Annotated in this window: 11 protein-coding genes; 3 read left to right on the forward strand and 8 right to left on the reverse strand. The window is 73.4% G+C overall.

What is annotated here, in order from left to right; translation table 11 throughout:
* The 3 genes from NUM_RS17920 to NUM_RS17930 all read left to right on the forward strand — a co-directional run.
* On the forward strand, positions 1-898 hold an 898-nt coding region (locus NUM_RS17920), incomplete at its 5' end, for a hypothetical protein (RefSeq protein ID WP_207126030.1).
* A gap of 375 nt (positions 899-1,273) precedes the next feature.
* A complete protein-coding gene (locus tag NUM_RS17925) occupies positions 1,274-2,080 on the forward strand; it encodes an FHA domain-containing protein (RefSeq protein WP_207126031.1) in 807 nt (268 codons plus the stop codon).
* A gap of 86 nt (positions 2,081-2,166) precedes the next feature.
* The gene (locus tag NUM_RS17930; protein ID WP_207126032.1) at positions 2,167-2,457 is read left to right on the forward strand and encodes a hypothetical protein; all 291 of its coding nucleotides are present in this window, start codon (positions 2,167-2,169) and stop codon (positions 2,455-2,457) included.
* A 54-nt stretch (positions 2,458-2,511) separates the two neighbouring features.
* Here the strand turns inward: NUM_RS17930 and NUM_RS17935 are convergent, their stop codons facing one another.
* The 8 genes from NUM_RS17935 to NUM_RS17970 form a co-directional block, all read right to left on the reverse strand.
* Positions 2,512-3,186, reverse strand: coding sequence for a uracil-DNA glycosylase (locus NUM_RS17935; RefSeq protein WP_207126033.1), 675 nt, complete (start codon positions 3,184-3,186; stop codon positions 2,512-2,514).
* 55 nt (positions 3,187-3,241) lie between these two features.
* Complete coding sequence (locus NUM_RS17940) at positions 3,242-4,060, reverse strand: MerR family transcriptional regulator (protein WP_207126034.1); 819 nt, start codon at positions 4,058-4,060, stop codon at positions 3,242-3,244.
* 111 nt (positions 4,061-4,171) lie between these two features.
* Positions 4,172-5,047: a S1 family peptidase gene (locus NUM_RS17945; protein ID WP_225918656.1), complete on the reverse strand. Its 876-nt coding sequence runs from the start codon at positions 5,045-5,047 to the stop codon at positions 4,172-4,174.
* A 193-nt stretch (positions 5,048-5,240) separates the two neighbouring features.
* Positions 5,241-6,647, reverse strand: coding sequence for a maltokinase N-terminal cap-like domain-containing protein (locus tag NUM_RS17950; RefSeq protein WP_207126035.1), 1,407 nt, complete (start codon positions 6,645-6,647; stop codon positions 5,241-5,243).
* A complete protein-coding gene (gene treS / locus NUM_RS17955) occupies positions 6,644-8,491 on the reverse strand; it encodes a maltose alpha-D-glucosyltransferase (RefSeq protein ID WP_225918657.1) in 1,848 nt (615 codons plus the stop codon). Before treS ends, NUM_RS17950 begins: the two co-directional genes overlap by 4 nt.
* 69 nt (positions 8,492-8,560) lie before the next feature.
* On the reverse strand, positions 8,561-10,528 hold the full coding sequence (locus NUM_RS17960; protein ID WP_207126036.1) for an alpha-1,4-glucan--maltose-1-phosphate maltosyltransferase: 1,968 nt from the start codon (positions 10,526-10,528) through the stop codon (positions 8,561-8,563).
* A 139-nt stretch (positions 10,529-10,667) separates the two neighbouring features.
* Entirely contained in the window at positions 10,668-11,153 is a 486-nt protein-coding gene (locus NUM_RS17965) for a hypothetical protein (protein WP_207126037.1), read from the reverse strand.
* Between the two features lie 126 nt (positions 11,154-11,279).
* Positions 11,280-12,755 carry a glycoside hydrolase family 3 protein gene (locus tag NUM_RS17970; RefSeq protein WP_207126038.1) on the reverse strand — a complete coding sequence of 492 codons (1,476 nt, stop codon included), beginning with the start codon at positions 12,753-12,755 and terminating at the stop codon, positions 11,280-11,282.
* Between the last annotated feature and the right edge of the window lie 49 nt (positions 12,756-12,804).

The raw sequence follows: 12,804 nt of genomic DNA on the forward strand, positions 1-12,804 counted from the left end.
GCTGCGTCGTACGGTCGCCGCGGTGGCCGTTGCCGCGCTCACCGCCGCGTTCGCGGTCGCGGTCGGCGGTGACGCGGTGCGGCCGGCACCGCGGCCCTCGCTCGGCGACGCCGCGACCGCCGACCCATGCGCGCTGCTCGACCCGGCCGGGCTGCGCCGGTACGGCGACGTGGACGTGCAGACCGCCTACGGCAACTTCAACCGGTGCGACGCGATAGTCGACCGTGACCACGGCGCCGACCTCGACGTGCAGGTCGAGTTCGACGTCGGCGCGGTACCCGGGCCGCGCGCCACCGTCGCCGGACTCCCGGTGCACCGGGAGAGGCAGGACGACGGCGCGTGCGCCCGAGAGATCCCGGTACCGGGCGGCTACCGGGTCTGGGTCGTCGCGGTACTCGACGGCGACGGGAGGGCCGACCTGTGCCCGGTCGCCGACACCGCGACGACCGCGGCGGTCGGCGTGCTGCGCCGCGGTACGGTGCCGCGGCGCGCGCCGTTCCCGACCGGCTCGCTCGGCCGGGTCGACGGCTGCACGCTGCTGCGTGGCGTGTCCGGGGTGGCCACCCCGATCGACCGCGGCTTCGCCGGCTGGGACTGCGCCGCGGACGGCGCCAAGCACACCTCGCTGCGCTGGCGTTTCGACCGAAACCAGCCGCTGACCAGCGAGGACGGTCGACCGATCCGGCTTGCCGGCCGGTCCGCGTTCGTCACCGCCGACGGCGACGGCGACGGCACCTGCCTGGTCCAGGTCGTGCAACGCCGGTACGACGACCCGCGGAACGGACCGACCGAGGAACTGCTGTACCTCGTCGTGCAGGGCGACGGCGCCGGCGAGCGGTACTGCCCGCTCGCCGAACGGCTGGCCGGTGCCGCGGCCCACCGCCTGCCGCCACCCTGACGCCCCGACACGCAACGACGACCCCGTGCACAACGACGACCCGACGCGCAACGACCTGGTGCATGACGGCCCGGTGCATGACGGCCCGGTGCATGACGGCCCGTTGCACGACGGCCTGGCGCGCGATGGCCTGATGCGCAAGGACCTCGACGTGACGACGATCCGATGCGTGCCGACAACACGGTGCGGGACGGCGACGTGGTGCGGGGCGGCGACCGAGCCACCGCCGCGCACCGCGTCGTACCCCCGAAGTGCGGCTCGTGCCGGGCACGCGCCGCACTCAGGTTCTAGCCGCCCCCGCCCGGGAGGGGTCCCGGCCGGCGCCGGGGGGCGGACCGGTCGTGCTAGGAATAAACCGGACGAAAGGCGGTGGTCGTGCAGGGCGGGACACGGCGACGAACCGGTGGCGGGCAGCAACTGCCGCCGGGCCACGACAGCCTGGCGTTCGGCGTACCGGAGTCGGTGCCGGGCACGATCTTCGTCCTGGCGGTCCGGGGCGGCATCGAGATGCGGCCCCGGGAGGGACGCACGATCCTCTTCGGGCGCAACCAGGAGGACGTGCACGTCTGCGTCGGCGTGGACGACCGCGGCGTCAGCCGACGGCACGGCGTGCTGCTGCACACCAGCGGCCGCTGGTGGGTGCGCAACACCGGACGGCTGCCGATCCGGCTGCCCGGCTCGCGGCTGCTGTTCCACGGCGAGGAGCCGGTGCCGCTCGCGACCGGCTACTCGCCGCTGTTCGTGCGCGGTTCGGCCGACCGCGACCACCTGCTGGAGGTGTACGTCGCGGCCGACGCCGGCGACCGCCCGGGTGAGCGCCCGCTGGACGAGACCCAGCCGCCCCGGCTGTGGCGCCTCGCCGACGAGGAACGCGCGGTACTGGTCGTGCTCGGCCAGCGTTACCTGCGGCACGACGCGCACCCGCAGCCGCTCGCCTGGCGGCAGGCCGCCGACCAGCTCGCCGAGCTGTACCCGGACGCCGGGTGGACGCCGAAGCGGGTCGAGCATCACGTCGCGGCGGTGCGTACCCGGTTGTCGACCGCCGGGGTCGCCGGCTTGACCCGCGACGAGGTCGGCGAACCGGTCGGCAACACGCTCAACCACAACCTGCTGCGCGAGCTGATGCTGTCCACCACGCTGATCCCGCCGGACCTGGCCCTGCTCGACGCACACCTCGACTGAGCAGCCCGAACGATCCGCCGACGGGACCGGTCCCGTCCCGGCCTGGCTAGCCTGCCGGCGTCGTTGCCGTGGAAGGGGCTGCCGAGATGGACGCGCTCGTAGAGATCCTGATCGTCGTCGGGGTCATGCTGATCTACCTGGTACCGGCGGTGATCACCGGGCTGAAGGGCAAGCAGGGCATGGTGACCGCCGGGGTGTTCCTGCACCCGGTCTGGTGGGTGGGTGCGATCCGGCTGGCCCGCCCCGACTCGTACTGGGCGCGCCGGTTCTACGACGACGCCAAGCGGCGGCGGGCGCTGGAACGCCACGACCGCGGTGCCGGGCCGGCGCCGGACCACCTCGCCGCGCTCACCGGCGACAGCGCCGGCGACGCCTGACCCCACCGACGCCTGGCCACCGGCGGTGCCCAGCACCACCGGCGTCCGGTGTGCTCAGGGCAGCTTCCAGTCGACTGGGCCGGAACCCTGCTGGACCAGCAGGTCGTTGGCCCGGGTGAACGGCTTCGAGCCGAAGAAACCGCGGTCGGCCGACATCGGCGACGGGTGCACGCTCTTGAGCACCGGGGTGTCGCCGAGCAACGGCTGCAGCGACTGCGCGTCGCGCCCCCACAGGATCGCGACCAGCGGGCCGCCGCGTGCCACCAGCGCCCGGATCGCCGCGTCGGTGACCTTCTCCCAGCCCTTGCCGCGGTGCGCGGCCGGCTTGCCCGGCTGCACGGTCAGGCAGCGGTTGAGCAGCAGCACGCCGTGCTCGGTCCACGGGGTCAGATCGCCGGTGGCCGGCTTCGGGTAGCCCAGATCGTCGCAGTACTCCCGGAAGATGTTGCGCAGGCTGGCCGGGATGCGGCGCTCCGGCGCGACCGAGAACGACAGCCCGACCGCGTCGCCCGGGGTGGGGTAGGGGTCCTGCCCGACGATGAGCACCCGCACGTCGGCGAGCGGTTGGGTGAAGGCGCGCAGCACCCGGTCGCCGGCCGGCAGGTAGCCCCGGCCCTCCGCGTTCTCCGCCCGCAGGAAGTCGCCCATCGCACTGATCTGCTCCGCCACCGGCGTCAACGCGTCAGCCCAACTCGCGTCGACGACCTCGGCCAAACCTCGCCCAGTCATGACCGCGGAGCCTACCCACCGGGTACGACACGGGCACACATCGGGTGTCCGCCGGTCACTCCCGCTCCACCGGTTCCTGGAGTTCGGTGACCCAGTCGGACTGGTCCGGCCCCGGGCAGGACAGGTACAGCTCGCGGTATCCGGTGGACCGGTACCCGTGGTCGCCGATCCAGCGCCCGAGCGCCTGGAACGACGGGTCGGACTCGGCCATCGCACCGTGGTGCACCAGCGTCGCCGCGGTCGCCACCGGCGGCAGGTCGACCACCTCGAACGGGTACGCCGGGTCCGGCGCCACCGCCACCGGCACGCCGGCGTGCACCAGCACCCCGCCGCCCGGATCGTCGGTGTACCAGGCGATGTCGGCCGCCGCAGCCCGCACGTGGTGCGCGTCGAGCAGGGTGCGCAGCCGCCCGTACAGCGGGACGATCACCGGCGTGATGTCCGCCGGGTCCCAGCTCGCGGCCACGCCCGTCAGCTGCGCCAGGCGAACCGCGGGGAGGTTCTTGAGCACGATCTCGGCGGTGGGCAGGTGCCCCTCGCGCTCGATCACCGCCAGCCGCGCCTCGACGCCGGCCAGCCGGGCCGTGTCCGCCTCGATCTGCTGCCGCAGCTGGGCGTGCCGCAGCCGCAGCATCCCGCGCAGCTGCTCGGCGGAGAGCTGGTCGTCGAGCACGGCGCGGATCTGGGCGAGGCTGAGCCCGAGCTCCTTCAGCGCCACGATCCGGTTCAGCCGGGCCAGCTGGTCGGCGGTGTAGTACCGGTAGCCGGTGGCGGCGTCGACCCGGGCCGGGGCCAGCAACCCGAGCGCGTCGTAGTGCCGTAGCATCCGTACCGACACCCGGCCGTGCCGGGCGAAGTCCCCGATCGTCAACATGGCGTGTCGTCCTGCCCCCTGCCACCGCCTCGGGTCAAGGATGCGCCCTGCCGCCGGTGACGCCGCGGCGCCCCGCCGGTCGGGTGACCGGCGGGGCGCCGACGGGTGCGGTCAGTAGACGGTGACGCCGTAGGCGCTGGCGGCCTGCGGCAACGGCTGGAAGAACGTGGTACCGCCGGAGGTGCAGTCACCGCTGCCGCCGGAGGTGATGCCGAGGCCCTTGGACCCGTCGTACATCGGGCCGCCGGAGTCGCCCGGCTCGGCGCAGACGGTGGTCTGGATCAGGCCGCGCACCGTACCGCCGCCGCCCGAGTAGTGCACGGTGACGTCCAGCGCGGTGACCGTGCCGCTGTGCGTACCGGACGTCGAGCCGGTGCGCTTGACCGACTCGCCGACGTACGCGTTCGCCGCGGTGAAGCCGCCCGGATGGCTCAGCGAGCTGTTGTCGTACCGGACGAGCGCGTAGTCGTGGCCGGGGAACGTGTAGCCGACCGTCGGCCCGATCAGGGTGCGGTGCCCGGAGTCGGTGTACCAGGTGTCCGCGACCTGGCCGCAGTGCCCGGCGGTGAGGAAGTAGTAGGTGCCGCCCTTGACCACGTTGAACCCGAGCGAGCACCGGTACTGGCCGCCGTAGATGGCGGCGCCGGCCGAAAGCAGCGGACGGAACACGCCCGCGGTGCGGGTGACGTGCACCGCGGCGGTGTCGCCGGCGGCCTTCCGGATCGTGGCGAGCTCGCCGGCCGACACGGTGCTGTCGGCGGTCACCACGACCCGGTGGGCCGCGGTGTCGGTGTACCAGGCGATGCCGCCGATGCCGGTGTTCGCCACGGCGGCGCCCACCCCGGCGAGTCGGCTGGCGCTGGGCGCAGACGGCGCCGCCGTGGCGGCGGCGGGCAGGCTGAGCGCGGACGCCGCGGCGAGGCCGACGGCGGCGGCGAGGGTTCGGATCGTGCGGGCGAGGCGGTGCGGGGCAGGGGAGATCGGCACGGGTTCCTCCTTCACGGTGCCGGGGCGGGGGCTCGCCTCGGCTGGGGATGAGACCGTCGTTGAATCCCGTTTCCTGCCATACGGTACTCGGAAGGAGACATTCGGCAATGGTCAGGCTTTCGGCGGAAAAACCTGTCGTATCGCGTCTCGTCGCGCTCGGTACTCCCGTTCGGCCCGGTGCCGGGCGGGTCGGTCAGGCGCTGGGCAGGTCGCCGGGCGGCGGCACCTCGAAGCCGAGCATCCGGGCGATCGAGCGCAGCGGGATCCACCGCCAGGCCGGCCGGTGCCGCGCCTCGTAGACCACCTCGTACACCGCCTTGTCCAGCTCGTACGCGCGCAGCAGGGTGCGGTGCCGGCCGGGGTCCTGGCCGGCGGCCTCGGTGTACCCGGCCGTGAACGCCGACCGGTTGCGCGCCGCCCACTCCTGCGCCCGGTACTCCAGCTGGTGGTCGGCGCCCTCGCCGACGAGCAGGTGCTCGGCCGCGTAGTCGAACGAGCGGAGCATCCCGGCGACGTCGCGCAGCGGCGAGTCGGACCGGACCCGTTCGGCGAGGGGCTTGACCGGTTCGCCCTCGAAGTCGATCAGCAGCCAGCCGGTCGGGGTACGCAGCGCCTGGCCGAGGTGCAGATCGCCGTGGATGCGCTGGATCGGGTACGGCGCGGTGAGGTCGGCGACGGCGGTGAACTCCGCGCCCAGCCGGGCCGCGTACCGGGCCAGCTCGGGCACGGTACGCACCGCGTCGGCGAGCCGGCCGATCATCGCCGCGGACAGCTCGGCGTGCCCGTCGGCGTCCCGCTGGCCGGAACCCAGCGCGGTGACCAGGTCGGTGTGCACCGCGGCGACCGCCGCACCGAGCCGGTGCGCCTCGGCGGCGAAGTCGCCGCCCACCTCGTCCGCCTTCAGGTCGCCCTCGGCGAACAGGTCGCGCACGCTCGCGGTGGCCATCGCCCAGCCGTCCGCCGAGTTCGCCGCGTAGGCCGACAGCATCCCGTACGACACGGCCGCGCCGGACAGCTCGCCGCCGATCTCGCCGAGCAGCGGCGCCACGTGCGGGCAGCCGACCCGGCGCAGCGCCCGGTTCAGCTCCACGTCCGGGTTGGCGCCGGGGGTGGGGCGGCGGAACAGCTTCAGGATCGACTCCTCGTCGAACACCACCGACGAGTTCGACTGCTCCACCTCGACCACCCGGCTCGGCAGGCCGCGGGTGATGGTCGCGCCAGGCTCCGGCCGGAACACCAGGCCGCCGTGCTGCTCGCCGCCGGCCAACGCGCCCAGCAGCAGGTCGGCCAGCTCGTCGTCCCACAGCCCGGCGAACCCGACGTGGCTGCCGACGGTACCGATCCGGGCGTGCTCCAGCTTCTCCGGCAGCGCGGTGCGCCAGCCGACCAGCAGCTGGTAGCGCTCCGGCTCGCCGGTCGCGTACCGCACCTCGACGACCAGGTGGTCCAGCCGTGGCTGCACGTCGCCCAGCGGTACGGCCGACACCGGGGTCACCGCCTCGATCGAGCGGTGCTTGCCGGCGAACCAGCGCTGCTCGGGCAGCCACCGGGCGAACGCGCCGGCCAGCGCCACCGCCCGGTCGGTGGCAGTGGGGCTCATGACGTGACCTCGTCCCGCGGGCTGATCTGGAACCAGAAGAACCCGTGCCCGGGCAGCGTGAGCAGGTAGGGCAGCTCTCCGATCGGCGGGAACGGCACCAGCCCGGACAGCTCGATCGGTGCCCAGCCCTCCCACTGCCGCAGGTTCAGCTCGATCGGCTGCGGGAAGCGGGACAGGTTGTTGACGCACAGCACCACGTCGTGGATCTCCGGCGAGGACTCGTCGCCCTCCTCGGCGTGCCCGCGGTACTCCCGCAGGTACGACAGGACCGACGGGTTGGAGCCGCCCAGGTCGTGGAAGTCGCCCAGCGCGAACGCCGGGTGCCGCTTGCGGATCTCGATCATCCGCCGGGTCCAGTGCAGCAGCGACGACGACGAGTTGAGCTGCGACTCCACGTTGATCGCCTGGTAGCCGTAGATCGGGTCCATGATCGTCGGCAGGTAGAGCCGGCCCGGGTTGGCCTGGGAGAACCCGGCGTTGCGGTCCGGTGTCCACTGCATCGGGGTACGCACCGCGTCCCGGTCGCCGAGCCAGATGTTGTCACCCATGCCGATCTCGTCGCCGTAGTACAGGATCGGCGAGCCGGGCAGCGACAGCAGCATCGCGGTGAACAGCTCCAGCTGGTCGCGGTCGTTGTCCAGCAGCGGGGCGAGCCGGCGCCGGATGCCGATGTTCGCGCGCATCCGCGGATCCTTGGCGTACTCCCCGTACATGTAGTCGCGTTCCTCGTCGCTGACCATCTCGAGGGTGAGCTCGTCGTGGTTGCGCAGGAAGATGCCCCACTGGCAGCCGGACGGGATCGCCGGCGTCTGCGCCATGATCTCCGAGATCGGGAACCGCGACTCGCGCCGTACCGCCATGAAGATGCGCGGCATCAGCGGGAAGTGGAACGCCATGTGGCACTCGTCGCCGCCGACGTCCGGATCGCCGAAGTACTCCACCACGTCGGTCGGCCACTGGTTCGCCTCGGCCAGCAGCACCCGGCCCGGATACTCGTCCTCGACGACCTTGCGCACGCTGCGCAGGAACGCGTGCGTCTCCGGCAGGTTCTCGCAGTTCGTGTCGTCCCGCTCGAACAGGTACGGCACCGCGTCCAGCCGGAACCCGTCGATGCCGAGGTTCAGCCAGAACCGCAGCACCGAGAGCATCTCCTCCTGCACCCGCGGGTTGTCGTAGTTGAGATCCGGCTGGTGGGAGAAGAACCGGTGCCAGTAGAACTGCCGGCGCACCGGGTCGAACGTCCAGTTCGACTCCTCGGTGTCGACGAAGATGATCCGCGCCTGCGGGTACCGCTCGTCGGCGTCGGACCACACGTAGAAGTCGCCGTAGTCGCCGTCCGGGTTGCGCCGCGACTCCTGGAACCACGGGTGCGCCTCGGAGGTGTGGTTCATGACCAGGTCGGTGATCACCCGGATGCCGCGCTGGTGCGCCTCGTCCAGCAGCAGCACGAAGTCCTCCACCGTGCCGAACTCCGGCAGCACCTGGTAGAAGTCGCTGATGTCGTACCCGCCGTCGCGCAGCGGCGAGGCGTAGAACGGCGGCAGCCACAGGCAGTCGACCCCGAGCCAGGACAGGTAGTCCAGCTTCGCGGTGAGCCCGCGCAGGTCGCCGCAGCCGTCCGCGGACGAGTCGTTGAACGCCCGCACCAGGACCTCGTAGAACACCGCCCGCTTGAACCAGTGCGGATCCGCCGGCAGGCTGCGCGCCGACCGGAAGTCGTCCGGTACCGGATGCGACACCTGCCCGTCGGCGGTGACGTAACTGCCGTCGTCGATGTCCGGCCGTCCGTCGTCGGGGCCCGTCCTGCCCGCCTCCGGGGGTCGCCGGAGGGTCGTCTCACTCACCGCGCACCTCGCGCTTCGCCGTTGTCTCTGTTGTCGTGTGGGTGGGGGGTGGGTGTGGCTCGGGGTGGGTCAGCCGTGCGGGTGCACGGTCAGCAGGTGCGCCGGCTGTTCGTACGGGTCGAGCCGGACCGCGTTGAACTGGCCCCAGTCGTACTCGGCGCCGGTCAGCTCGTCCCGCACGGCGAACCGGTCCGACCAGCCGACACCGAGTGCCGGCAGGTCGAGCGCGGTGTTCCCCCACTGCACGCTGTGTGGGTCCAACGAGCAGACCACCAGGACGGTGTTGCCGCTCGCCGCATCCCGCTTGGAGAAACACAACACCGCGTCGTTGTCCACGTGGTGGAACGTCAGGTCACGCAGCTGCTGCAGCGCCGGGTTGGCCCGCCGGACCGCGTTGAGCCGGGTGATCAGCGGCGCCAGGGTGTGCCCGGACGCCGCCGCGGCGGCCCAGTCGCGCGGCCGCAGCTGGTACTTCTCCGAGTCCAGGTACTCCTCGCTGCCGGGGGCCCGGGCGACGTGCTCGAACAGCTCGAAGCCGGAGTACACACCCCAGGACGGCGACAGGGTCGCGGCCAGCACCGCCCGGATGGTGAACATCGGCGGGCCGCCCTGCTGCAGGCTCGCGTGCAGGATGTCCGGCGTGTTCGGCCACAGGTTCGGCCGCATGAAGTCGGCGCTGGCGACCAGGTCGGCACCGAACTCGGTCAGCTCCGCCTTGCTGGTGCGCCAGGTGAAGTAGGTGTACGACTGGGTGAAGCCGGCCTTCGCCAGACCCTTCATCATCGCCGGCCGGGTGAACGCCTCGGCCAGGAACAGCACGTCCGGGTGGTCGGCGTGCACCTGCTCGATCAGCCACTGCCAGAAGTTGACCGGTTTGGTGTGCGGGTTGTCCACCCGGAACACCTTCACCCCGTGGTCGATCCAGTGCGTCACCACCCGCAGGATCTCCGCCCGCAGCCCCTTCGGGTCCCGGTCGAAGTTGAGCGGGTAGATGTCCTGGTACTTCTTCGGCGGGTTCTCCGCGTAGGCGATCGAGCCGTCCGCCCGCTGGGTGAACCACTCGGGATGCTCGCGCACCCACGGATGGTCCGGCGCGCACTGCAACGCCAGGTCGAGCGCCACCTCCATGCCCAGCTCGCGGGTACGGGCGACGAACGCGTCGAAGTCGTCCAGGCTGCCCAGCTGCGGGTGCACCGCGTCGTGGCCGCCGTCGGCCGAACCGATCGCCCACGGCACGCCCGGGTCGTCCGGCCCGGCGACCAGCGCGTTGTTGGCGCCCTTGCGGTTGACCAGCCCGATCGGGTGGATCGGCGGCAGGTAGACGATGTCGAAGCCCATGTCGGCGATCGCCGGCAGCCGCTCCGCCGCCGTCTTGAAGCTGCCGTGTTCCGGGGTCCCCTCCACCGCGGCGTGGCCGGACTCCGAGCGCGGGAAGAACTCGTACCAGGAGCCGAACGCCGCCCGCGGCCGATCCACCCAGATCGCCTGGCTGGACGAGCGGGACACCAGGTCACGCACCGGGTAGCACCACAGCAGCCGCTCCAGCGTCAGCGCCGGGGCGACCCGGTGGGCCAGGTCGGCGGAGCTGTCGCGCAGTGCCAGCACCGCCTCGGTGACCCGCGGCCGGTCCTGCTTGGGCACCAGCCGGATGGCGCGCACCAGCACCTCGGCGCCGTCGGCGAGATCGTTCGCCAGATCTTCGGCGCCCTGCCCGGCGTCGAGCTTCGCGACCACCGCGTGCCGCCAGGTCCGGTACGGGTCGCTCCAGGCCTCGATGCAGTAGCTCCACCGGCCCATCAGGTCCGGCCGGATCGGCGCCGCCCACCGGTCGGTACCGGACTCCACCTCGGTCATCCGGGTGAAGGGCTGCTTGAGCCCGGCCGGGCTGCGCCAGACCACGGCGCAGCCGAGGGCGTCGTGGCCCTCCCGGTACACGGTCGCCGAGACCGTGACCCACTCGCCGACGACGGCCTTGGCCGGCGCCCGGCCACAGTCCACGACGGGGGAAACGGCTTCGATCGGGATTCGTCCGGTCATCGGTGTCCACGGTATCCACCGACATGCCGTCGCGCACTACGCCGCGCTCATCCGTCCTCGCGATGTGTCGTCGCGTTGCCGTCACGGACGGCCGGCGGTCACCGGTCGGTGGTCGGGTCCGGCGAGGCGGCGGAGCCGGTCAGCTGGCGGCGATCTTCACGATGGCGATGATCACCGCGATGATCGCGGCCACCACGGCGACGCCGATCCGGATCGCGAGCCGGATCGCGAGCGTCCTGCCCACGCCGGCGGCGACCTCCCCGAACCCGCTCGAGCGCGGCTGCCCCAGCTGCATCGGCCGGTACGGGTCGTACCCGGGCGGGCCGTACTGCGGTGCCCCCTGCGCCGGGTACTGCCCGTTCGGCGCCGGCGCACCGCCGCCCTGGTACGGCGCCGACTGGTACGGGCCACCCTGGCCCGGCGCGCCCTGGCCCGGCGCGCTCGGGTACGGCGCCGACTGGTACGGGCCGCCCTGCGCCGGCGCCCCCGGGTACGGCGCCGACGGGTACGGCGGGGACTGCGGCGGCATCGCCGGAGCGGGCGCCGGCTGGTACGGCGGGACACCGGGCGCGCCGCTCGTCGGTGGGCCCGGCACCGGTGGGTTCGACATCGGTGGCGCTGGCATCGGCTGACCGTACGGCGGCGGGTACTGCGGGCCGCCGGTCGGCGGGTAGGACATGACGTCTCCACGGACGGGCTTCGCGCTGGCCGTGCCACGCTACCGCGCCCGCCGCCGGCCGGCGCGCGCCCGTCAGCCGGCGAGCAGCGCCTCGGCGGCCGCCCGGGCGTTCGCCGGGCCGGCGCCGAAGGTGGCGAGGTAGCCCACCGCGCGCGGCGGCCGCCACGCCGGCCAGCCCATCTCCACCAGCACCACCTGCGGGTAGGCGGCGGTGATCTGCTCGATCACCTCGCGGATCCGGGCGTGCCGGTGGGTGTCCCGGCTGACCAGGATCAGCGGCCCGCCGGCGGCCCGGCGGGCCAGCGCGTCCACGTCGATCGGCTCGTCCGACAGCGGCCGCAGCCGGACCAGGTCGGCCGGCGCGTCGGCCGCCTCCAGGTAGGGCAGCAGCCCCCAGGGCACCTCGCCGACCGCGATCGTGGGTGGCGCGTCCAGCTCGACGATCAGCGGCCGCGGCGAGCGGGGGAGCGCGCCGTACACGCGCAGCGCGCGGCGGGCGGCGGCGAGCCCGATCTCGTCCGGTACCGGCGCCGGAACGCCGCCGGTGGCCCGGTCGGCCCGGGTGGCGGCGGCCAGGACGGCGGAGCGGCGGGCGGCGTCGGCGAGCCGCTCGGCGGACAGCCGACCGTCGTGCACGGCGGCGACGATCTCCGCCACCGTCGCCTCGACCAGCTCCTCGGTGATCCGCGAGCCGAGGCAGAGCAGGTCGGCGCCGGCGGCGAGCGACCGGACCGCGGCGGGGCCCATGCCGGCATCGCCGGCGGCGCCGCCCATCTCCAGCGCGTCGGTGATGATCGCGCCGCCGAAGCCGAGCTCGCCGCGCAGCAGGTCGCCCAGCGCGGCCCGGCTGAAGGTGGCCGGCAGGTCACCGGTGAGCGCCGGTACCCGCAGGTGCGCGGTCATGATCGCCGGCGCACCGGCGCCGATGGCGGCGGCGAACGGCGGCAGGTCGCGCTGGCGCAGCACCGACAGGGGCGCGTCCACCACCGGTACCGCCTCGTGCGAGTCGACCCGGGTCGCGCCGTGCCCGGGGAAGTGCTTGGCGCAGGCGGCCACGCCGGCGTCACCGAGACCGCGGACCGCGGCGACGGTGTGCGCGGCGACCCGGGCCGGGTCGGTGCCGAACGAGCGGGTACCGATGACCGGGTTGTCCGGCGCGGAGTTGACGTCGACGGTGGGGGCCAGGTCGAGCGTGATGCCCAGCGCGGCCAGCTCGCCGCCGAGCGCCGCGTACACCTGGCGAGTCAGGTTCTCGTCGTCGACCGCGCCCAGCGCCGCGTTGCCGGGGTAGCGCGACCCGGAGGTGTAGCCGAGCCGGGTGACGTCGCCGCCCTCCTCGTCGAGCGCCACGATCAGCTCCGGCCGGTCCGAACGCAACGTCGAGATCAGCCCGGTGATCTGGGGTTCGTCCACGATGTTGTGGCCGAACAGGACCACCCCGCCGAGCCCCTCGTCGCCGAGCCGGCGCACCCAGTCGGGTGCGGTCGCGTCCGGGAACGCGGCGAGCAGGGTGCGCAGCGCCTGGCCGCGTAACGACGGATCGGTCATCGGTTGGGTGCCCTTCCCTTGCCCACTGCGCTGCGCGGAACCACTGCTT

The organism is Actinocatenispora comari, from assembly GCF_017312725.1.
GTDB classification, from domain to species: Bacteria; Actinomycetota; Actinomycetes; order Mycobacteriales; family Micromonosporaceae; genus Actinocatenispora; species Actinocatenispora comari.

Coding starts and splice junctions, on each gene's coding strand:
- NUM_RS17930 (WP_207126032.1), top strand. CDS start 2,167: ATGGACGCGCTCGTAGAGATCCTGATCGTCGTCGGGGTCATGCTGATC.
- NUM_RS17970 (WP_207126038.1), bottom strand. CDS start 12,755: ATGACCGATCCGTCGTTACGCGGCCAGGCGCTGCGCACCCTGCTCGCC.
- NUM_RS17935 (WP_207126033.1), bottom strand. CDS start 3,186: ATGACTGGGCGAGGTTTGGCCGAGGTCGTCGACGCGAGTTGGGCTGAC.
- NUM_RS17965 (WP_207126037.1), bottom strand. CDS start 11,153: ATGCCAGCGCCACCGATGTCGAACCCACCGGTGCCGGGCCCACCGACG.
- NUM_RS17950 (WP_207126035.1), bottom strand. CDS start 6,647: ATGAGCCCCACTGCCACCGACCGGGCGGTGGCGCTGGCCGGCGCGTTC.
- NUM_RS17940 (WP_207126034.1), bottom strand. CDS start 4,060: ATGTTGACGATCGGGGACTTCGCCCGGCACGGCCGGGTGTCGGTACGG.
- NUM_RS17960 (WP_207126036.1), bottom strand. CDS start 10,528: ATGACCGGACGAATCCCGATCGAAGCCGTTTCCCCCGTCGTGGACTGT.